The sequence below is a fragment of the Nocardia sp. NPDC059240 genome, from assembly GCF_042753865.1.
Lineage (GTDB): Bacteria > Actinomycetota > Actinomycetes > Mycobacteriales > Mycobacteriaceae > Nocardia.
Genome location: NZ_JBHZAC010000004.1, coordinates 347,242 through 368,283, shown reverse-complemented (window position 1 = coordinate 368,283; position 21,042 = coordinate 347,242). Strand labels below are relative to the sequence as shown.

At 67.6% G+C, this 21,042-nt stretch carries 18 protein-coding genes; 15 read left to right on the top strand and 3 right to left on the bottom strand.

The window, feature by feature from the left end:
- The first annotated feature begins 168 nt into the window (after positions 1 to 168).
- From ACFXHA_RS16345 to ACFXHA_RS16310, 8 genes are all read left to right on the top strand, one after another.
- On the top strand, positions 169 to 2,208 hold the full coding sequence (locus tag ACFXHA_RS16345) for a cytochrome c oxidase assembly protein (protein WP_379357363.1): 2,040 nt from the start codon (positions 169 to 171) through the stop codon (positions 2,206 to 2,208).
- An 11-nt stretch (positions 2,209 to 2,219) separates the two neighbouring features.
- Positions 2,220 to 3,164, top strand: a complete 945-nt coding sequence (locus ACFXHA_RS16340) for a threonine/serine dehydratase (protein WP_379358298.1) — start codon at positions 2,220 to 2,222, stop codon at positions 3,162 to 3,164.
- Between the two features lie 136 nt (positions 3,165 to 3,300).
- Positions 3,301 to 3,750, top strand: a complete 450-nt coding sequence (locus ACFXHA_RS16335) for a single-stranded DNA-binding protein (RefSeq protein WP_379357361.1) — start codon at positions 3,301 to 3,303, stop codon at positions 3,748 to 3,750.
- Between the two features lie 10 nt (positions 3,751 to 3,760).
- A complete protein-coding gene (gene ettA / locus ACFXHA_RS16330) occupies positions 3,761 to 5,437 on the top strand; it encodes an energy-dependent translational throttle protein EttA (RefSeq protein ID WP_379357359.1) in 1,677 nt (558 codons plus the stop codon).
- Between the two features lie 657 nt (positions 5,438 to 6,094).
- Positions 6,095 to 10,996, top strand: coding sequence for an NAD-glutamate dehydrogenase (locus ACFXHA_RS16325; protein WP_379357357.1), 4,902 nt, complete (start codon positions 6,095 to 6,097; stop codon positions 10,994 to 10,996).
- A gap of 44 nt (positions 10,997 to 11,040) precedes the next feature.
- On the top strand, positions 11,041 to 11,487 hold the full coding sequence (locus ACFXHA_RS16320) for an acyl-CoA thioesterase (RefSeq protein WP_379358296.1): 447 nt from the start codon (positions 11,041 to 11,043) through the stop codon (positions 11,485 to 11,487).
- 13 nt (positions 11,488 to 11,500) lie between these two features.
- Entirely contained in the window at positions 11,501 to 12,175 is a 675-nt protein-coding gene (locus tag ACFXHA_RS16315) for a hypothetical protein (protein WP_379357355.1), read from the top strand.
- A 244-nt stretch (positions 12,176 to 12,419) separates the two neighbouring features.
- Entirely contained in the window at positions 12,420 to 13,148 is a 729-nt protein-coding gene (locus ACFXHA_RS16310) for a dienelactone hydrolase family protein (protein WP_379357353.1), read from the top strand.
- A gap of 65 nt (positions 13,149 to 13,213) precedes the next feature.
- Here ACFXHA_RS16310 and ACFXHA_RS16305 read toward each other — a convergent pair whose 3' ends face one another.
- Positions 13,214 to 13,531 carry an AzlD domain-containing protein gene (locus ACFXHA_RS16305; RefSeq protein WP_379357351.1) on the bottom strand — a complete coding sequence of 106 codons (318 nt, stop codon included), beginning with the start codon at positions 13,529 to 13,531 and terminating at the stop codon, positions 13,214 to 13,216.
- 43 nt (positions 13,532 to 13,574) lie between these two features.
- A complete protein-coding gene (locus tag ACFXHA_RS16300) occupies positions 13,575 to 14,342 on the bottom strand; it encodes an AzlC family ABC transporter permease (RefSeq protein WP_379357349.1) in 768 nt (255 codons plus the stop codon).
- Positions 14,343 to 14,440: 98 nt separating this feature from the next.
- On the opposite strand from ACFXHA_RS16300, the gene ACFXHA_RS16295 reads away from it, so the two are divergent.
- Positions 14,441 to 15,007 (top strand): helix-turn-helix domain-containing protein, encoded by a 567-nt coding sequence (locus ACFXHA_RS16295; protein ID WP_379357347.1) that lies wholly within the window; start codon positions 14,441 to 14,443, stop codon positions 15,005 to 15,007.
- 11 nt (positions 15,008 to 15,018) lie between these two features.
- Here the strand turns inward: ACFXHA_RS16295 and ACFXHA_RS16290 are convergent, their stop codons facing one another.
- Complete coding sequence (locus ACFXHA_RS16290; protein ID WP_379357345.1) at positions 15,019 to 15,747, bottom strand: HNH endonuclease; 729 nt, start codon at positions 15,745 to 15,747, stop codon at positions 15,019 to 15,021.
- Positions 15,748 to 16,003: 256 nt separating this feature from the next.
- Between ACFXHA_RS16290 and ACFXHA_RS16285 the strand changes: the two genes are divergently transcribed.
- The 6 genes from ACFXHA_RS16285 (at position 16,004) to ACFXHA_RS16260 (ending at position 21,034) form a co-directional block, all read left to right on the top strand.
- Positions 16,004 to 16,408: a globin gene (locus tag ACFXHA_RS16285; RefSeq protein ID WP_379357343.1), complete on the top strand. Its 405-nt coding sequence runs from the start codon at positions 16,004 to 16,006 to the stop codon at positions 16,406 to 16,408.
- A gap of 149 nt (positions 16,409 to 16,557) precedes the next feature.
- A complete protein-coding gene (locus ACFXHA_RS16280; RefSeq protein WP_379358294.1) occupies positions 16,558 to 18,165 on the top strand; it encodes a glycoside hydrolase family 13 protein in 1,608 nt (535 codons plus the stop codon).
- A gap of 77 nt (positions 18,166 to 18,242) precedes the next feature.
- Positions 18,243 to 18,521, top strand: a complete 279-nt coding sequence (locus ACFXHA_RS16275; RefSeq protein WP_379357341.1) for a hypothetical protein — start codon at positions 18,243 to 18,245, stop codon at positions 18,519 to 18,521.
- A gap of 10 nt (positions 18,522 to 18,531) precedes the next feature.
- Positions 18,532 to 18,975 (top strand): DUF5130 domain-containing protein, encoded by a 444-nt coding sequence (locus tag ACFXHA_RS16270; protein ID WP_379357339.1) that lies wholly within the window; start codon positions 18,532 to 18,534, stop codon positions 18,973 to 18,975.
- A 129-nt stretch (positions 18,976 to 19,104) separates the two neighbouring features.
- Positions 19,105 to 19,533 carry a helix-turn-helix domain-containing protein gene (locus ACFXHA_RS16265; RefSeq protein ID WP_379357337.1) on the top strand — a complete coding sequence of 143 codons (429 nt, stop codon included), beginning with the start codon at positions 19,105 to 19,107 and terminating at the stop codon, positions 19,531 to 19,533.
- Positions 19,534 to 19,639: 106 nt separating this feature from the next.
- Positions 19,640 to 21,034 (top strand): protein kinase, encoded by a 1,395-nt coding sequence (locus ACFXHA_RS16260; RefSeq protein WP_379357335.1) that lies wholly within the window; start codon positions 19,640 to 19,642, stop codon positions 21,032 to 21,034.
- Positions 21,035 to 21,042: the final 8 nt, after the last annotated feature.

Below are 21,042 nucleotides of genomic sequence, written 5' to 3'. Positions count from 1 at the left end.
CCTTGACCCAAATCGATCTCGGTGTCCAGCGCGTTAAGTATAGCGAGCGTCCAGATCAGGGAAGGTGGGTCGCTTAGCAACTGTTCGGCGCGTCGGGCGGGGTGTGCGTACCGGAGGACCGGAAACCCTGGGGGAGTCCGGATGGGTGCTTCGAACTACGCTGGGCGCATGTCGTCAGCGCAGGACCCGCCCGCAGGATCGGACGTTTCAGCCAGTGGGTCGGGGTCGGGGCTGCGGTTCGCGGTGATCACGGCGGTGGGTACGGCGGTGGTCGCGCTGGTGGCGGCGCTGGTCGTGGCGTTGTCGGCGGCGCAGGCACTGACGCTGCTGGGGATCCCGGATCCGGGACCGCTGACCACCTACGGATTGCCTGCGGTGCGGGCGATCGCGGATTTCGCGGCGGCGCTGACCGTGGGCTCACTGTTGTTCGCGGCGTTCTTCGTGCCGCCGCAGAGCAGTGGAGTGCTGGATGTCGGGGGTTATCGGGCGCTGCGGCGCGCCGGGAACGCGGCCCTGGTGTGGGCGGGTGCGGCGGCGTTGCTGGTGCCGCTGACGCTGTCGGACACCACCGGGCAACCGTTGCAGAATTCCTTGCGGCCCGAGCAGGTCTGGCGCGCCGCGGACAAGGTCGATGTCGCCGGGTCGTGGCGATTCACCGTGTTCATGGTGGTGGTGCTGGCGATCGCCTGCCGGATCGCGCTGCGCTGGGGCTGGACTCCGGTGCTGCTGTGGCTGTCGGTGCTGTCGCTGCTGCCGGTGGCGCTGACCGGTCACTCGTCCTCGGGTGGCGCGCACGATCTGGCCACCAACAGCCTGATCCTGCACCTGCTTTCGGCGTGTTTCTGGGTGGGCGGACTGTTCGCCGTACTCGCCTACGCGCTGCGGGACGGTAAGCACACGGCGCTGGCGGTCAAACGATTCTCGAAAGTGGCGACCGTCTCTTTCGTGGTGATCGCGATCAGCGGTGTGATCAACGCCTATGTGCGGGTGCCGTTGTCGCAGCTGTTCGATACCACCTACGGCAAGCTGGTGCTCGCCAAGACCACCGCGCTGATCATTCTCGGCATCATCGGATTCCTGCAGCGCCGCCGCGCCATCCCGGATCTGGAGCGGGACCCGCAGGATCGCGGCGCGCTCATTCGTTTCGCGGGTGTCGAGGCACTGGTGTTCGCCGCGACCGTCGGCCTCGCGGTCGGCCTCGGCCGCACTCCGCCGCCCGACCTCGGCACCGTGCCCACCCCGACCGAGGTCGAGATCGGCTACAACCTGGCCGGTCCGCCGACCGTGGCGCGCCTGGCCTTCGACTGGCGCTTCGATCTGATCTTCGGCACCCTCGCCCTGGTGCTGGCCGGGCTCTACGCGGTGGGCGTGTGGCGACTGCGCCGGCGCGGTGACGCGTGGCCGGTCGGGCGGACCATCGCCTGGCTGGCCGGTTGCGCGACGCTGCTGATCGCGACCAGTTCCGGCGTCGGGCGATACGCCCCGGCCATGTTCAGCGTGCACATGGCTCAGCACATGATGCTGTCGATGCTGGCGCCGATTCTGTTCGCGCTGGGCGGTCCGGTGCTGCTGTCGCTGCGGGCAATTCAACCGGCCGGTCGGGACGCGCCGCCCGGACCGCGCGAGTGGATCCTGGCGGCCGTGCACAACCCGGTGTCGCGCTTCATGACCCAGCCCGTGATCGCGGCGGTGTTCTTCGTAGCCGGGTTCTACGCCCTGTACCTGGGCGGCATCTTCGACAAGTTCGTCGGCACGCACGGCGCGCACCTGTTCATGAACGTGCACTTCCTGCTCAGCGGCTACCTCTTCTACTGGGTGGTGATCGGCATCGACCCCAAGCCACGCCAGGTCGAGCCGCTGACCAAGCTGGGCATGGTGTTCGGCTCGCTGCCGTTCCACGCCTTCTTCGGCATCGCGTTGATGAGCATGGACACCGTGATGGGCGGTTGGTTCTACCGCAGTCTCGGCCTCGGCTGGAACAAAGACCTGCTCTCCGATCAGCACACCGGCGGTAGCCTCGCGTGGGCCAGTGGTGAGATACCACTGGTGGTGGTGATGCTCGCGCTGCTCATCCAGTGGTCGCGCAGCGACACCCGCCTGGCGAACCGGATCGACCGCAAGGCCGAACGTGACGACAACGCGGACCTGTCCGCGTACAACGCCATGTTCGCCGAGCTCGCCCGGCGTGACGGAGAGGTGCGCAAGTGAACGACGTCGCCATGGCGACCCGGAAAGTCAAGCGGCTCTACCGATCCGACGTGCGGCAGGCCCGCCGCCTGTTGCGTGGGCACACCCGCAAGACCCCCGTGTTCCACACCGACATCCAGGGCCCGCACGGTCCGGTGCCGGTGACCCTGAAGCTCGAACACCTGCAGCACGGCGGCACTTTCAAGGTGCGCGGCTGCCTCAACGCGCTGCTGCAGGCGCGCGGCGACAAGACCGGCGTGGTGCTGGCCTCGGCCGGCAATGCCGGGATCGCGGCGGCGCTGGCCAGCGCCTTGCGTGGAATGTCGTGCACCGTGGTGGTTCCCGAGTCGGCCTCGCACACCAAGGTGGCGGCGATGTGGTCGCACGGGGCCGAAGTGCTGTGGCACGGAACGACTTACGCCGAGGCGCACGAGTACGCGCGGAAATTGGCGGCCGAGCGCAACGCCATGGCGCTGCACGCCTACGACCTGCCCGAGATCGTGACGGGGGCCGGCGTGGTCGGACTCGAGATCGAGGAGCAGGTGCGGGGGCGGCCGCCGGTGCTGGTGGCGGTCGGCGGGGGCGGACTGGTCGCCGGGGTCGCGGTGGCGCTGGGACTGCGCGGCCGGGTGATCGGGGTCGAGCCGCAGGGCGCGCCGACGCTGCACGCGGCGCTGGCGGCGGGACATCCGGTGGATGTCGACGTGGCCAGCATCGCCTCGGATGCGCTGGGCGCGAACCGGATCGGCGATATCGCCATGGAGGTGGCGCTGCGCTACGGAGTGCGCTCCATCCTGGTCGACGATGACGCTATCGTGATGGCGCGGGAGTACCTGTGGCGGGAGTTCCGCATTGTCGTGGAGCCCGCGGGCGCGACGGCGGTGGCGGCGATCCAGAGCGGGGTGTACGTGCCCGCGCCGGGGGAGCGGCCGGTCATCGTATTGTGCGGGGCCAATACCGATCTCGCGACGCTGTAGCAATTCCTCGCTCGGTAGTTGTCCACAGGCCGCGTGTTGTCCACACTCGCCGCCTCGGGGCTGTCTCCGGCCTTGCCGACCGACGAAGCTGGAGTTCGTCGGAAAACAGTTGCTCGAATCGGCAAGGGGGAGTGCAATGTACGAGGCGAACACCGCGGTCATCGGCCGGATCGTCACCCATCCGGTGCGGCGGGTGATGCAGAACGGGGACCATGTCCTGAGCTTCCGGTTGGCCAGCACCGCCCGCCGCTACGATCAGGGCGCCGGCGACTGGGTCGACGGAGGCACCCTGTATCTCACCGTAAGCTGTTGGCGACGGGGGATCGTCGAAGGAGTCGAAGCGTCGTTGCAGCGAGGTGATCCGATCATCGCGTACGGGCAACTGCGCTCGAACGAATACACCACCCGAGATGGCGCGGAGCGCACCGACCTCGAGATGCGAGCCCTCGCAGTCGGACCCGACCTGGGTCGCTGCACCGCCCCGGTGGTGCGCAAAACCTTCGGTCGAACCGACCGGACCGACCCCGTTCAACGGCCGTCCGTGGATGCGGATACTGCCGGAGAACCCGCCACTACACACAGTTAGGCTTGCCGTTATGGCTGAGTTCATTTACCAGATGATCAAGGTGCGAAAGGCCCATGGCGACAAGGTCGTGCTGGACAATGTGACCTTGAACTTCCTTCCCGGCGCGAAGATCGGTGTCGTCGGCCCGAACGGTGCCGGTAAGTCCAGTGTGCTGAAGATCATGGCGGGACTGGACCAGCCGAACAACGGTGATGCCTGGCTCGCGCCCGGCGCGACGGTCGGCATCCTCATGCAGGAGCCGCCGCTCAACGAAGAGAAGACCGTGCGCGGCAATGTCGAGGAGGGCCTCGGCGACATCAAGGTGAAGCTGGACCGCTTCAACGAGATCGCCGAACTCATGGCCACCGACTACTCCGACGAGCTCATGGAAGAAATGGGCAAGCTGCAGGAGGACCTCGACCACGCCGACGCCTGGGATATCGACTCCCAGCTCGAGCAGGCCATGGACGCGCTGCGCTGCCCGCCGCCGGACGAGCCGGTCACCAACCTCTCCGGTGGTGAGCGTCGTCGTGTCGCGCTCTGCAAGCTGCTGCTGAGCAAGCCCGATCTGCTGCTGCTCGACGAGCCCACCAACCACCTCGACGCCGAATCCGTGCTCTGGCTCGAGCAGTTCCTGGCCTCCTACCCGGGCGCCGTCCTGGCCGTCACCCACGACCGGTACTTCCTCGACAATGTCGCGGAGTGGATCCTCGAGCTCGACCGTGGCCGCACCTTCCCCTACGAGGGCAACTACTCCACCTACCTGGAGAAGAAGGCCGAGCGTCTCGAGGTGCAGGGCAAGAAGGACCAGAAGCTGCAGAAGCGCCTCAAGGAGGAGCTGGCCTGGGTCCGTTCCGGCGCGAAGGCGCGGCAGGCCAAGAACAAGGCGCGTCTGGGCCGCTACGAGGAAATGGCCGCCGAGGCCGAGAAGATGCGCAAGTTGGACTTCGAGGAGATTCAGATCCCCGCGGGTCCGCGCCTGGGCAGTGTCGTGGTCGAGGTCGATCACCTGGACAAGGGCTTCGGCGATCGCCAGCTGATCAAGGATCTGTCGTTCACCCTGCCGCGCAACGGCATTGTCGGCGTCATCGGCCCGAACGGTGTCGGTAAGTCGACGCTGTTCAAGACCATTGTCGGCCTGGAGAACGCGGACAGCGGCGATGTCCGCGTCGGTGACACGGTCAAGTTGAGCTACGTCGACCAGAACCGTGGCGGCATCGACCCGAACAAGAATGTCTGGCAGGTCGTTTCCGAGGGTCTGGACTTCATCCAGGTCGGCAATGTGGAAATGCCTTCCCGTGCTTACGTTTCCGCGTTCGGTTTCAAGGGCCCGGATCAGCAGAAGAAGGCCGGCGTGCTCTCCGGTGGTGAGCGCAACCGCCTGAACCTGGCGCTGACCCTCAAGCAAGGCGGCAACCTGATCCTGCTCGACGAGCCCACCAACGACCTCGACGTCGAAACCCTGGGCTCGCTCGAGAACGCGCTGGAGAACTTCGCCGGCTGCTCGGTCGTCATCTCCCACGACCGCTGGTTCCTGGACCGCACCTGCACCCACATCCTGGCGTGGGAGGGCACCGACGACAATCCGGCCGCCTGGTTCTGGTTCGAGGGCAACTTCGAGGCCTACGAGGCCAACAAGATCGAGCGCCTCGGCCCCGACGCCGCCCGCCCCCACCGCGTCACCCACCGCAAGCTCACCCGCGGATAGTCGCACCCATCCTGCGGACGCCCGCCGCGCACGCCACGCGGCGGGCACCGTACGACACATCGGCGGTCGACGACCGCAGTCCGGGATGATTCCCGTCCGTTCAAGGTCGTGAAAGACCGTGCGCGGCAACCGCGTGGAGCGCATGGCCACCCGTTTCCCCTTCTGGCCTGTCCGTATCGGTCAGTGATATCGGCATCGACCTCACACTTGAGTGGCCGTTGGGGGTGAGCTGACGGCGTACGAAAGACGGTGTGGGGCAGGGGGAGTAGCTTGGCCGATGGCGCCGGGTGAGATCCGTTCATCACGGTGGGTGTGTGAGTGATGCGTTTGTCACCTGCTTGTTGGTCTAGCGGTTGTTTGCTGGAGGGTTGTGGGTTCGCCGGGTGGCGGGTGATTGCCCTGCTGGTGAACGGCTATTCGACAGCGAACTAGGTGGTTTCGCATTCGCACGTTTGCGTGAATTGTGCTTGGGTGCAAGGTTTGTCGGGGACGACCTGGAGGTTTCGAGCGGGGGTTTGCGGCCCCGAACCGTCTGGTTCGTCCGTATTGTGAGACGCGGCGCGGCATTGAGAGGAATTCAGCCCGGCACATCTTGCGTCCAGCTACTCTCGCATCGGCGTCACTTTGTTACGGAACCGAATCCGAGGAGTTGGCGAAATGACGGTCTCGTCCGATTTGTCCAGCGCAGCCTGGGCTGCGAGTTTGCCCGCGTCGCTGCGTGGCAACCTGGTGTCCCTGGAGGAGGCGTATTTCCGACACGTGGACGCCGGGGACGCGGACTGCGCCATCCCGACGACCTCCACCCATATCTTCCGCTGCCATGTCGATCTGGCCATCGAGCGCACGCCCGGCACCGCGAATGTCCGTGTGTACCAGGCGGATGACGAGGCCGCTCTCGGCGTCGCCGTGCAGATGGTCACCGATGACATGCCCCTGCTGGTCGAGTCGGTCACCTCGTTCCTGAGCCGCACCGGTGTCAGCGTCAGCGAGGTCGTGCACCCCATCTTCGAGGTGACCCGTGACGCCGCGGGTCACCTGGAAACCGCGGTGCCCCACGAGGTCGACGGCAACGGTTCCACCGGGCTGCGCGAGTCCTGGATGCACGTCCAGCTGCATCCCTCCACCAGCCGCGCCCAGCTCGCCAAGATCGAGAACGCGCTGCCCGACGTCCTCACCGACGTGCGTCGCGTCATCGAGGACACCGAGGCCATGCGCGAGGCCCAGGAGCGGGTCGCCGACGAACTCGACACCGCCGCCGCCCAGGGCAGATCCGACTTTCCCGCAATGGATCTCACCGACTGCGCCAACCTGCTGCGCTGGCTGGCCGACGGTCACTTCACCGTGCTCGGCTATGCCCGCTACGAGCGCAGCACGGTGGACGGTCAGGCCAAGTCGATCATCGTGCCCGAGACCAGCCTGGGCGTGCTGCGCCCCAATGTCGGCACCGACTTCCGCGTCCCGGACAACAGCGGCGACCAGCCACTGCTCATGCTCACCCAGGGCCTGGTCCCGGCCACCGTGCACCGCGCGGTCTACCCCTACTTCGTCGGCGTCGCCGAAATGGACGAATCCGGCACTGTCACGGGCGAGCACCTGTTCATCGGTGTCTTCACCGTCACCGCCCTGCACGAGAACGTCCTCGACATCCCGGTCATCGACCGCCGGGTGCGCACGCTCATCGAGGCCAGCGGCTTCGATCTGGAGTCCTTCTCCGGTCAGGAGATGCTGGAGGTCATCCAGTCCTTCCCGCGCACCGAGCTGTTCTCCTCCGACGGCGACGCCCTGCGCCGCACCGCCAGCGCCGTCCTGAATGTCGGTATGCGCCGCCAGGTTCGGCTGTTCATGCGCATGGACGGCTACGGCCGGTTCGTGGCCTGCATGGTGTATCTGCCCCGGGACCGCTACACCACCCGGGTGCGCCTGGAGATCCAGGACATCCTGACGCGCGAACTGGGCGGCGTCTCCATCGACTACTCGGCGCGGGTGTCCGAAAGCGACCTCGCCAGTGTCTATTTCACCGTCCGCCTGCCCGATCAGGGCTCGGTGGCCGACACCTCGGAAAGCAACCGGCTGCGCCTGCAACACCTGCTCGCCGAGGCCAGCCGCACCTGGGATGACCACCTGCGCGACGAGGTCTCCGACTCCGCCGCGCTGGACCCGGCCGTGGCCCAGCGCTACTCCGAGGCCCTCCCGGAGAGTTACAAGGAAGACTTCGATGCCGCCCGCGCCGTGGCCGACATCCTGCGCTTGCAGGGCCTCGCCGAGGGCCGCATCGATCAGCACCTCTACCGCTGGCCCGATTCCGCCCCGGGCTCATGGCGTTTCACCCTCTACATCGACGGCAGCGGCATCTCGCTGAGCCAGGTGCTGCCCCTGCTGCAGAGCCTCGGCGTCGAAGTGATCGACGAGCGGCCCCATCAGGTCGAACTTGATCACGGTCCCGACCAGTGGGTCTACGACTTCGGCCTGCTGGCCCGCCCGGAACTGCTGCGCAGTGCCATGGACCGCAATATGGACGCCGAACTCGCCGAGTCGGTCAGCCGCCTCGATGCCCTCGACGCCCATGTGCGCGGGCTGCGGGAACGCTTCACGGCCGCCTTCGAGGCGCTCTGGTACGGCCGCGCCGAGGCCGACGGCCTCAATGAACTGGTGCTGCGCGCCGAGATGGACTGGCGCACCGTCGCCATCCTGCGCGCCTACTCGAAGTACCTGCAGCAGGCCGGATTCCCGTACAGCCAGGCCGCCATCACCCGCGTGCTGCTGGCGTACCCGGAAGCGGCGAGCATGTTCGTCGACCTGTTCGGCGCGCTCTTCGACCCGGATTCGGCCAACCCGGACCACGCCACCGAGCTGGAGGCCGCGGTCCGCCACCGCATCGACGAGGTGGTGAGCCTGGATGCCGACCGCATCCTGCGCGCCATCCTCGGGCTGATCAAGGCCACGCTGCGCACCAACTACTACATCACCGACGATGAGGGTCGGCCGCGGGATTACCTGTCGTTCAAGGTGGAACCGCGCGAGATCGCCGAATTGCCCAAGCCCAGGCCGCAATTCGAGATCTGGGTCTACTCGCCGCGGGTGGAGGGTGTGCACCTGCGGTTCGGCCCGGTGGCGCGTGGCGGGTTGCGCTGGTCGGATCGTCTGGAGGACTTCCGCACCGAGATCCTGGGCCTGGTCAAGGCGCAGGCGGTGAAGAACGCCGTGATCGTGCCGGTCGGCGCGAAGGGCGGTTTCGTGGTCAAGAATCCGCCCGCCGCCACCGCCGACCCGGTCGCCGATCGCCAAGCCCTGCAGGGTGAGGGCATCGCCTGCTACCGCACCTTCATCTCGGGCCTGCTCGACATCACCGACAATGTGGACCGCGCGACCGGCGCGGTGCTGCCGCCCGCCCGGGTGCTGCGCCGCGACGGCGACGACACCTACCTGGTGGTCGCCGCCGACAAGGGCACCGCCACCTTCTCCGATATCGCGAATGACGTGGCCGCGTCCTACGGCTTCTGGCTGGGCGACGCGTTCGCCTCGGGCGGTTCGGTGGGCTACGACCACAAGGCCATGGGCATCACCGCCAAGGGCGCGTGGGAGAGCGTGAAGCGGCACTTCGCCGAAATGGACATCGACACCCAGTCGCAGGACTTCACGGTGGTCGGCGTCGGTGACATGTCCGGTGACGTGTTCGGCAACGGCATGCTGCTCTCGCGGCATATCCGGCTGGTCGCGGCGTTCGACCACCGCCACATCTTCCTGGACCCGGATCCCGATGCGGCAGCGTCGTTCTCGGAACGCGAGCGCATGTTCGCGCTGCCCCGCTCGTCCTGGGCCGACTACAACCGTGACCTGATCAGCGAGGGCGGCGGCGTCTACGACCGCACGGTCAAGGCCGTCCCGGTCAGCGACCAGGTCCGCGAGGCACTGGGTCTGGCCCCCGAAGTCACCGTGCTGTCGCCGCCGGAGATGATCAAGGCGATCCTGAAGTCCCCGGTGCAGTTGCTGTGGAACGGCGGCATCGGCACCTATATCAAGGCCGGCTCCGAGACCAATGCCGATGTGGGCGACAAGTCCAACGACGCGGTCCGGGTGAACGCGAACGAACTGCGTCTGCAGGTGATCGGTGAGGGCGGCAACCTGGGTGTCACCGCCCTGGGTCGCATCGAGTTCTGCCGCCACGGCGGCAAGATGAACACCGACGCGCTGGACAACTCGGCGGGCGTGGACTGCTCCGACCATGAGGTCAATATCAAGGTCCTGCTCGACGGCGTGGTCTCCAGCGGCGAACTGCCCGAGTCCGACCGCAATTCGCTGTTGGCCTCGATGACCGACGAGGTCTCCGCGCTCGTGTTGCAGGACAACGTCTCCCAGAACATCCTCATGGGCATGTCCCGGGCCGAGGCCCCGAACATGCTCAATGTGCACCAGCGCGTCATCGAGGATCTCGAGGACAGCCGTGGCCTCGACCGTGAGCTCGAGGCGCTGCCCAGCGACGCGGAGATGAAGCTGCGCCGCGAGCAGGGCACCGGCCTCACCTCGCCCGAACTGTCGAATCTCATGGCGCACGTGAAGCTTTCGCTCAAGGCCGACCTGCTGACCAGCGATCTGCCCGACAGCGTGTACTTCTCGGCCCGCCTGCCGCAGTACTTCCCGACACCGCTGCGTACCCGTTTCGCCACGGCCATCAAGCGGCATCGCCTGCGCCGCGAGATCACCTCCACCATGCTCGTGAACGAGGTGGTGGATCTGGGCGGCATCACCTACGCCTTCCGGCTCGGCGAGGAGATCGGGGCCTCGGCCTCGGATTCGGTGCGCGCGTTCACCGCCGCCACCCAGATCTTCGATCTGCATCAGGTGTGGAACCGCATTCGCGCCGCGAATGTCTCCACGAGCATGAAGGACGCGCTGGAGCTGGAGACCAAGCGCACGCTGGATCGCGCCTCGCGCTGGCTGCTCAACAACCGTCCGCAGCCGGTCGCGGTGGGCGCGGAGATCCATCGTTACGCCCAAGGCGTGCGCCAGCTCTCGCCCAAGGTGCCGGGCTGGCTGCGCGGCCACCACATCGACACCCTCAACGATCAGTGCCAGGCCATCGTCGATCAGGGTGCGCCCTCGGCGCTGGCGACCGAGGTCTTCGGGCTGCTCAATCAGTTCCCGCTGCTGGATGTGTTGGATATCGCGGACATCACCGATCGCAGCGGTGAGGAGGTGGGCGCGCTGTACTACGCGCTCAACGATCACCTCAAGATCGATTGGCTGTTGCAGGCGGTCAGCCACCTGGAACGGGGTGACCGCTGGCACGCGCTGGCCCGGCTCGCGCTGCGCGACGATATGTACGGTTCGCTGCGCTCGCTGACCCTCGATGTGCTCTCCGCGGGTGACCCGGAGGAGACGGCCGAAGAGAAAATTGCATACTGGGAGTCGAAAAACCAGTCCCGTCTGGGTCGCGCACGCAGTGCCCTCTCGGAACTGTTCGAGTCCGGAACCCACGACCTGGCCACGCTGTCGGTTGCGGCGCGGCAGGTGCGCAGCATGGTGAGCGGGGTGGGTGCGCAATCGGAGGTACCGCGTTGACGAGTGTCGGTTCACTGAACGGCCATGCGAAGACGGCCCAGCCCATGCCGGGGGAGACCCCGGCCTCGGCCGAGCCCAGGCGTTTCCACACCAAGGTCGAGGTGCGCTGGTCGGATATGGACGCCTTTCAGCACATCAACCATGCCCGCATGGTGACGCTGCTGGAGGAGGCTCGCATTCCGTGGCTGTTCGGCGATGAGCGACCGACGGTCAAGCTGCGGACCGGGTGCGTGCTGGCCGATCTGCGGGTGCAGTACAAGGGGCAGTTGCGGCACGAGGACACGCCCCTGGACGTGTCCATGTGGATCGATCGGCTGCGCGCGGTGGACTTCACCGTCGGCTACGAGGTGCGTGCCGCCGGTGCCGCCCCGGATTCGCCGCCCGCGGTGGTCGCCTCCACCCAGTTGGCCGCCTTCGATATCGACACCCAACGCCTACGCCGTCTCTCCACCGAGGAACGCGACTATCTGGCGCTGTGGCTGAACGACTGACCAGAGATCGACTGTGTCGGGACAACTGACCCTGTCCGTTCCGGACCCCGCGGAACGAGAGAACCTGGCCACCTTCATATCGCACGCGGTGCGCCTCGACCCGGCGGCCGTCATCCGGCTGCGCCGTCGCGGGGACCGCTACGTCTCCGCCTGGGCCGGTACCGGATTCGAGGCGCTGGCGGTGCGCACGGTGGTGGCCGAACTCGGCATCGACGACGTGACGGTCGGCGCGGACGCGATCCTCGCCGGCCTGCACGGCCCGGATGCCGCACGCGCCTTCGGCCTCGGCTACGCCATGGACTCGGCCTGGCGTGCCGCCCTGCCCCCGGAGGCCGGGTTCGTCCACATCGACGACGTGCCCGCCCGCATGCTCGTCGAATTGGCCGAGCGCGGAGCCGAATTGGCGCAGGAGCACGGCAGTCGGCACGGTCCGCCCGCCGCGCTGCTGGATCAGCCGGTGCTGACCGTTTCCGGCGCCGGCGAGCAGGTCGAGGTGCCGATGCGGGTGGTGTTCGCGCTCGCCGCCATGGATTTCATTCCACACGGTGGCGAGAAGACCGACTCCCGGCGCATCGCGGCCGACGAGATCGTGCGGGTCCGCGCGGCCCGCACCTGGCTGCGCCTGGACGCCCGCTACGGCTCGGTCGCCCGCCGCCGCGGCCCGGCGCTGCCGCTGCTCGCCCACTGAGCTCGCCCCCAATGCGTGGGGCACCGGATCTCCTGGCTCGTCAGGGATTTCGGGTCGGGTTACGTTCGATGCGGGACGAACGCAACCATCGGGAGGTTGATCGCCATGATGATCTTGAGAAGCATGCTCGCGGGTGTAGCACTGGCTATCGCGCTGCTGGCTCCGGCCTTCGGACCCGCCACGGGGTGTTGAACCGGGCGCTCACGGAGTGCCGAACCGGGGGCCGTTGATCTACCTTGGCGGCATGACCGATGTCGCGATCGTGACCGAGTGGGTCGACCTGAAGGTCGGCGATTCCGTAATGAGTGCTTATGTCGCCCGCCCGGCCGCGCCCGGGAATTACCCCGGAGTCGTTGTCGGACACGAGATCTACGGACTGCACGCCACGGCCCGGGCGGCCGCCGACCGGCTGGCTGCGCTGGGAACCGTGGCCATCATGCCGGATCTGTTCCATCGTGCCGCCCCGCGCGCGGAGCTGGAGTTGCACGTGGACCGCGATCGCGGCCTGGAACTACTGCGCACCCTCAGCCGTCCCGGCGTCGTCGACGATGTCGCCGCCTGCCTCGACGAACTGCGCCGTCGCGGAACGGATTCGCTGAACATGGTCGGTTTCAGCGCGGGCGGCCACGTGGCCTACTACGCCGCGACCCAGTTGCCACTGGCCGCCACCGCCTCGTTCTATCCGGGCTGGCTGACCAATACCGACATTCCGCTGTCCACGCCGGAACCGACGATCGAGTCCAGCCCCGGCATCACCGGCCGGATCGTGCTGTTCTTCGGTGGCGAGGATCCGCTGATCGATGCCGAGGCCCGCGACGAGCTCGAAACGGCCCTGAGCGCCAACAACATCCAGCACGAGATCGTCGTCTACGACGAGGCCCCGCACGGCTTCCTGTTCCCGGGCCGCGACTGGTACCGGCCCGAGGTCGCCGAGGATGCCTGGTCCAAGCTCGCGGATCTGCTGCGCGGCTAGCGAATTCGTCTCGGCCCGTACGGCTGCCGACGCATGCCGAGTGGTCGGTGCGCGCTGAGCGGCCGTCAGTGCACGCCGAGCATCCGCAGCCCGGCCGTCACCACGGCCGCGGACAGGATCACCACCAGCAGCGGTGCACGCTTCCAGGCGAGCCCGGCCGCGACGAGCACGCCCACGGGCAATGCCCAGCCGAATTGGCTTCCGCCCGCGGGCATCAGCGTGGTGACCGCGAGCGCCGTCAGCAGCACCACCGACGCGATCTCCAGCAGCCTGATGGTGCGCGGCGAGATCTTCACCCGGCTGCGCAGCAGCGGACCCGCGAATCGGAACAGGAAGGTGCCCACGGCCAGGGCCATGGCACCCATCAGCAATGCCTTGGTCATCGGCGCACCCCTCGCGCGTCCGAGCGGCCGGGATCGCCCCGCATCAGACGGATCCCGCTGTCACGGCGGCGGTCTCGGTGCCATCGCCGTCATGCCCGCCGGATTCCGTGACTGCGGTGTCGCTGGTGGCGTTCGATTCCTTGGCGCCCGCGCGCCGCGCGACCAGCAGGATCGCTGCCAGGGCCAGCAGGACCGGGAGGCCCGCGCCCAGGAACGGGGTGGTGGCGGCGGCGATGGCGGCACCGGCGAGAGCTGCTGTGCGGGTGAGGGGTTCGCGCAGGGCGGGCAGGACGAGGGAGAACAGGACGGCCGGGAAGACGGCGTCGAGGCCGAACGCGTTCGGGTCCGGGACCACGGATCCGAGGACCGCGCCGATGGCCGCGCCGAGCGGCCAGGCGGCCAGCACCGCCAGCCCGCAGAGCCAGTAGGCGGCCCGTCGCCGATCCCGGTCCGGCTGGGCCAGGGCCATGGCGACGGATTCGTCGTTCATGACGTGGGTGCCGAGCAGCCGCCGCCAGCCGGTGCCGACCACATCGGGGACCGACAGCCCGTAGGGCAGGTGCCGGGCATTGACCAGTAGTCCGGCCAGCACGGCCGCGACCAGGCCGCCGCCTGCGGTGAGGATGCCGATGAACACGAACTCCGAGCCGCCCGCCACCACGGCAACGCTCATGAGCACCGGCAACCAGGCGGGGAATCCCGAGGTCACGGCGGTAGCGCCATAGGATATGCCGATCATGGCGACTGCCAAGCAGATCGCCGCGATACCTGTGAGCACACCCCGATCGAGTGTTCGCCATGCCGAACGCATGTTTTCTATAATGAACACAGGGGGCCGGGTTCGTCAAAGGGGCACCCCCATATCCCGGTACTGTGAACCACATCATGACCCCGTCAGACATTGCACCGGTGCCTTCGCCGGAGCCGCCCGGGTCCCCGCAAGAGGCCATCGCCGCCGCCCTGCGCCGGGAGCGGGCCCGCTCCGGGCTCTCGCTGACCGAGGTGGCCAAGCGCGCCGGAATCGCCAAATCCACACTGTCGCAACTGGAGTCGGGCGCGGGCAATCCCAGCATCGAAACCCTGTGGGCGCTCTGCATCGCCCTGGACATCCAGTTTTCACGGTTGCTGGATCCGCCGAGCCCGGCGGTGCAGGTCATCCGCGCGGGTGAGGCGCCGGCGCTGGCGTCGGGTCAGTCCGAATATCGCATCGCCCTGCTGGCCGCCTCGCCGCCCGCGGTTCGCCGCGACATCTACCGGCTCACCGCCGAGCCCGGTCATCCCCGCGAATCCGATCCGCACAGCCGAGGTGTCGTCGAGCACGTCGTCCTGTGTGTGGGCAGCGCAAGGGTCGGTCCCGCCGACGCCCCCGTGCACCTCGAGCCGGGCGACTACATCTGCTACCCCGGCGATATGCCGCACGTCTTCGAAGCGCTCGAGCCGGGCACCTGGGGAATGCTGATCAGCGAATACAGCTGATCAGCTGCCGGTCAGGCCGCGCCCTCGCCCAGGTATTGCAGCCAGGTCGGGTCCAATTCGGAACTGGCCGACAGCAACCGCCAATGCGGGCCCTTCGGGGCGACCATCGGATGATGCAGGGTCCAGCCCAGTTCGCTCAGGAGTTTGTCGGCCTTGCGGTGATTGCACGGCGCGCACGAGGCGACGCAGTTCTCCCACGAGTGCGCGCCGCCGCGGCTGCGCGGAATCACGTGGTCGATGGTCTCGGCCTTGCCACCGCAGAAGGCGCAGCGATAGCGGTCGCGGTGCATGAGGGCGGCCCGGGTCATGGGTACCCGTGCCCGGTAGGGGACGCGCACATAGTTGCGTAATCGGATGACCGAGGGCAGCGCCACCGCGGTCCCGGCGGAATGGACGACCGGACCCTCCGGGTTGTCGTGCACCGTGTCGGCCTTGTCGCAGATCAGCAGCACGATGGCGCGGCGCGCGGACAGGGCGGTGAGCGGCTCGTATGTGGCGTTCAGCAGCAGCACACGGCGTTTCGCCCAGGCGGGAACGGGTGCTGCGGCGGGCGGATGATGCGAATTTTCGCGATGGTCGCCCGGATGGGCAGGCTCGGGATGAGCGCCCGGGTGATGCTCGGCATGAGAATGTTCGGACAGCAAGTGCAGCGGAGTAGCCCCCGACCCACGATTGTGGACGTCGGCGGGCTGGAGTTGTCGATGCGTCCGCGCCTCGCGGGCGGAGTGCCGCTGCTTCATGGGCCATACCCCGGTTTCGTATTCGTCCGATTGTGTGGTATCTCGGCAGACAGCACCCAGTTGACCATGGAATCGCGCACAATGCCATCTCTTTCGACACATTGTCGGGCACATTCGGATGAACACGGCGTGACAATCGCGCAGGGGGGCTCGGCGGGGTGGTGATGTGGGCAATTTCACCAGGTCATCGCCGGGTTTGTGGCCGTATCGATGCTGGACCGAGCGGTCCGCGAAACCGACACGGCAGAATGGGGGCGTGACTTCCGGCGAGCAGACTGCAACCTCCTTCTACGAAGCCGTGGGCGGCGAGAAGACCTTCCATCGGATCGTGGCGGCCTTCTACCGCGAGGTGGCCGACGACGAGGTGCTGCGGCCGCTGTATCCGGAAGCGGATCTGGGCCCGGCCGAGCGCCGGTTGCGGATGTTCCTGGAGCAGTACTGGGGTGGCCCGCGCACCTACTCCGATGAGCGCGGGCATCCGCGGCTGCGGATGCGGCACCACCCGTTCAAGGTCGGCCCGATCGAGCGCGACGCGTGGCTGCGGGCCATGTACATCGCGGTGGCCGAGATCGAGCCCGAGGTGCTCGACAACGAGCACCGGCAGCAGTTGCTCAACTACTTCGAGATGGCTGCCAATTCGCTCATGAACTCGCCTTACTGAATTCATTTCGTAGAAGACCCCGCGCCCCACAGCGTTTCCGGCTGCCCACGCTCGGGCGCTGATCATTTGCTGAAACTGGACAACTCCATACGACGCGCCCGCGAAAGGTGCTGTGCTTTGGCACCATTACGGCTGTGAGCGACATTTCGGTGGGGAACACAGCCGCGGCAGCCGGAGCGGAACCAGCGGCAGCTGCGCCGGTTCCGTGGTGGCGATCGGCCGTGTTCTACCAGGTCTATCCCCGTTCCTTCGCCGATTCCGACGGTGACGGGGTGGGCGATCTGGGCGGATTGCGCGAGAAGCTGGGCTATCTCGAACTGCTCGGGGTGGACGCGCTGTGGATCTGCCCGGTGATGCGCTCGCCCATGGCGGACGGCGGCTACGACGTGTCGGACCCGCGCGATATCGACCCGCTCTTCGGTGGGATCGGGGCGATGGACGCGATCATCGCCGAGGCGCACGACCGCGATATGCGGGTGACCATGGACCTGGTGCCCAATCACACCAGCGATCAGCATCCGTGGTTCCGGGCCGCGCTGGCGGCGGGGCCGGGGAGTCCGGAGCGGGCGCGCTACCACTTCCGGGACGGGCGCGGGCCGGACGGTGCTGTGCCGCCCAACAATTGGCCGAGCATCTTCGGTGGTCCGGCCTGGACCCGGGTGAAAGAACCGGACGGTAGACCCGGGCAGTGGTACCTGCACATCTTCGCGGCCGAGCAACCCGATCTGAACTGGGAAAACCCGGAGATCGCAGCCGATTTCGAGCACACCCTGCGGTTTTGGCTGGATCGCGGCGTGGACGGTTTCCGGCTCGATGTCGCGCACGGCATGGCCAAACCTGCGGGACTGCCCGATATGGAGCATGTTCCGACGCAGATGCTGCATCTCGAGGACGACGATCCGCGGTTCAACAATCCCGGTGTGCACGAGATCCACCGGCTGATCCGCACGGTCATGGACGACTACCCGAAGGCGGTGTCGATCGGCGAGGTGTGGGTCAACGACAACATCCGATTCGGCGAGTACGTCCGTCCGGACGAGTTACACCTGGCGTTCAACTTCCGGCTGGCCCAGACTCCCTTCCACCCGGACCGGATTCGGGCCGCCGTCGACAATTCGCTGCAGGCGGTCGCCGGGGTCGGGGCGTCGCCCACCTGGACGCTGTCCAATCACGACATCGAACGCGAGGTCACCCGCTATGGCGGCGGGGCCGTCGGGCAGGCGCGGGCGCGGGCCATGATCATGCTGGAGCTGGCGCTGCCGGGCGCGGTATTCGTCTACAACGGAGCCGAATTGGGGTTGCCGAACGTCGACGACCTGCCGGAGTCGGCGTTGCAGGATCCGACCTGGGAACGCTCCGGGCACACCGAGCGCGGCCGGGACGGCTGCCGGGTGCCGCTGCCGTGGGAGGGTGAGCGGCCGCCGTTCGGGTTCACCACGGGCACACCGTGGTTGCCGATGCCGCCGGAGTGGGCGGCGCTGACCGTGGAGGCTCAGCTCGAGCGCTTGGATTCGATGCTGTCGCTGTATCGGATGGCGATCGAATTGCGGGCCGTCCGGCCGGAATTCACCGGTCTGGGGCTGGAGTGGTACGGGAGTCCGCCCGGCTGCCTGGCCTTCCGGCGCGACGGCGGATTGCTGTGCGTGTTGAACGCCACCGACGCGCCGATTCTGTTGCCGGCGGGGGAGGTGTTGCTGACCAGCGCACCCATCAGCGGGCGGAAGCTGCCCGCCAACTCGACCGCCTGGCTGGTCTGAAAGGCGATTGTTACGACACGGTCGCATAACCCTTACCGGTCGTAGTAGTCGCCGTGGCATCGACTACCGTTGCCCGCGTGAGCATTCTCCAGACAGTGCTGATCTACGTCGGCATCCCGGTCGCGATCTATCTGGTGATCGCCGGATTGTCGTTCCTCGGCAAGCCGTTGCCGGGCAAGCGACCGGATCACTACGAACTCGGTGACCAGTGGACGCAGCCTCCGGTGCTGTGGAGCGCGACCGATGAGGTGACCGGATCCGGTCACCACGACACTGCTGATTCGCATGGCAGCCATGCGGCTATTGATTCCGCCCCTGCGGAGCTGATCGGAGGCCGGGCAAGTGGCAAGTTCTAATTGGCCCGCGGTGAACGAAGCCGACCTACCCCACGGCTGGGCGGTCACGGTCAGCGGTCGTGTCTCCGGTGTGCACGAGGCCGGCGACATCTTCGCCGACGTGCCGTTCACCGATCGCGAGCGGCTGCTCATGGACAACGCGCTCACCGATGCCACCCGCGCTACCAAGGTGCGCTTCAACATCTTCATCGGTGACCTGGGTGCCGACTCCGGCGCCGGTGTCGACGCGCTGTTCCCCTCCACCCCCGAGGCCGCCCGTTCGGTCCTCATCGCGGTGGACCCGAACACCAGCTCCGTCGAGGTCCGCTCCGGCCGCGATGTTGCCGAGCGCGCCAACGATCGCGTCTGCCAGCTCGGCGCGACCGCCGCCACCAGCTCCTTCCGTCAGGGCGAGCTGATCGACGGACTCGTTTCGGCCGTGCGTGTGATGGCCGCTGCCATCGGCCGCGTCTAGCCGACACGCGAAGACGAATACGCTCTGCCCGCACCTGAACGGTGCGGGCAGAGCGCTTTTCCAGGGGATGAAGTTCGCCCACAGCAGATCGGGGCGCGAGGCCCGGGGTGGGGAACTTAGGCTCGGACTATGGCCGAGCATCCGCGTTTGACAGCTATCCCCGGTGGTCTCGACGAGTCGGCGCGCCCCAAGGAACGTCAGGTTCCGGCCCGGCCCGGTGAGCGGCGACCCGCTCCGCGTGCGACCGAACGCGAGCCGCTGTGGCGGGAGGCGCTCGGCGAGCAATTGCGGGCGATGCGGCTCGAACAGGGCGAAAAGCTCACCGAAACCGCTGGGCGGGCCGGGATTTCGCCGCAGTACCTGTCCGAGGTGGAACGCGGGCGCAAGGAGCCCTCCAGCGAGATGATCGCCGCGCTCGCGGGTGCGCTCGGCATCAGCCTGGGGGCGCTCACGTTGCAGGTCGCCGAGGGGTTGCGCCGTCGTCAGCTCAGCTCGTTCGCGCGCACTGCCGTTCCCCAGCGGTACTCCGGGCAGGCCATGCTGTCGTTGGTCGCCTGAACGGTTCGAATCGCCGTCGCCGAGCGTGGTGGCTCGGTCGGTTCCGGCATGTCGGGCCGCCGGGTGTTCTACAGTCCACCTGACATTCACGGGTTCAGGAGTCGGCGTGGAGCTGCGCGCGGGGACTGACTTCGCCGGTTACGTCGTAGAGCGGCGGCTGGGCGCGGGCGGGATGGGCGTGGTCTATCTCGCGCGCTATCCGCGCTTGGAACGCCTTGTCGCACTGAAGGTTCTCGGCGACGTGTTCGCCGCCGATCCTGGTGCTCGCGCCGCCTTCGAGCGAGAGGCCAGGCTTGCCGCCCGCCTGGAGCATCCCAATATCGTCGCGGTGTACGACCGCAGTGGTCCGGGCGACCCGGCATTGTGGCTGTCCATGCGCTACCTCGCCGGAGGCGATGCGATGAGTTTGCTCGCCTCGAATCCCCGGGGGCTGGATCCGCAGCGCGCGATCCGCTTGATCGCCGATGCCGCCGACGCCCTGGATCACGCTCACGCCCAAGGGGTTCTGCATCGCGACGTCAAACCCGCGAACCTGCTGATCGATCACGACCGGCGGCACGGCGAACGCGCGGTCCTCACCGATTTCGGCATCGCCCGCACCCTCGACGACACCGTCACCCTCTCCGGCATCGCCGCCAGCTTCGCCTACGCCGCCCCCGAGCGCTTCACCAACCAGCCCGCCGACCACCGCAGCGACATCTACTCCCTCGGCTGCACCCTGTATCAGTTGCTGACCGCGAAACCTCCCTACCCGCGCAAGGATCAGGCAGCCGTCATCGGTGCGCACCTGATGGAACCGCCGCCCTCGCCGCGGGCGGTGTGGCCGGAACTGCCCGCAGCACTCGACGCCGTGATCGCGACCGCGATGGCCAAGCAGCCCGGTGACCGCTACCCCAGTTGCAGCGCGCTCGCCGACGCCGCGCTCGCCGCGTGCACGTTGCGTGTCTCGTTCGCGCGACCGGCGAATGCTCCTGCGGCGGAGCAGCCTTCCCGGACGGGCGAGACGGTGCCGGAAGGCGGAGCGAGTATCGAGGTCGACGCGTTGATTCGGCAACCGGATCACCGGACGACGCCCTCGCCGCCCGCGAAATACCTTGGCCCCGAGGGGGTTGCTCCGGCACCGCACACCGACGGTCCGCACGGCGCGGCCGCAACGTCGACCCCGTTACTTCGGCGGTGGCGACGGCATCCGTGGCGAATCATCGTCGGCGTACTGACGATCGTCGCTGCGGCCGCGGGCATCGTCGCCATCGTCCTCAACCGGTTCGCGGACGACTCGCCGGCGGCGTTCGTCAATCGCAGCAGTGTGGAGCGGGCCGTCATGTCCGCGTACGCCGACTTGCAATCTGCCGATTGCCCCGATCGTTTGAGCTCTGCGGTCGGTGCCTCGGTTCGCTGTACCGCTGTCAAACAAGACAGTTCACGTATGTACGTGATGGTCACCGTCACCGGTTCGCAGGGCAGGGACGTGAACATCGCGGTCGACACGAGCCCGAACTGAGGGCCGAG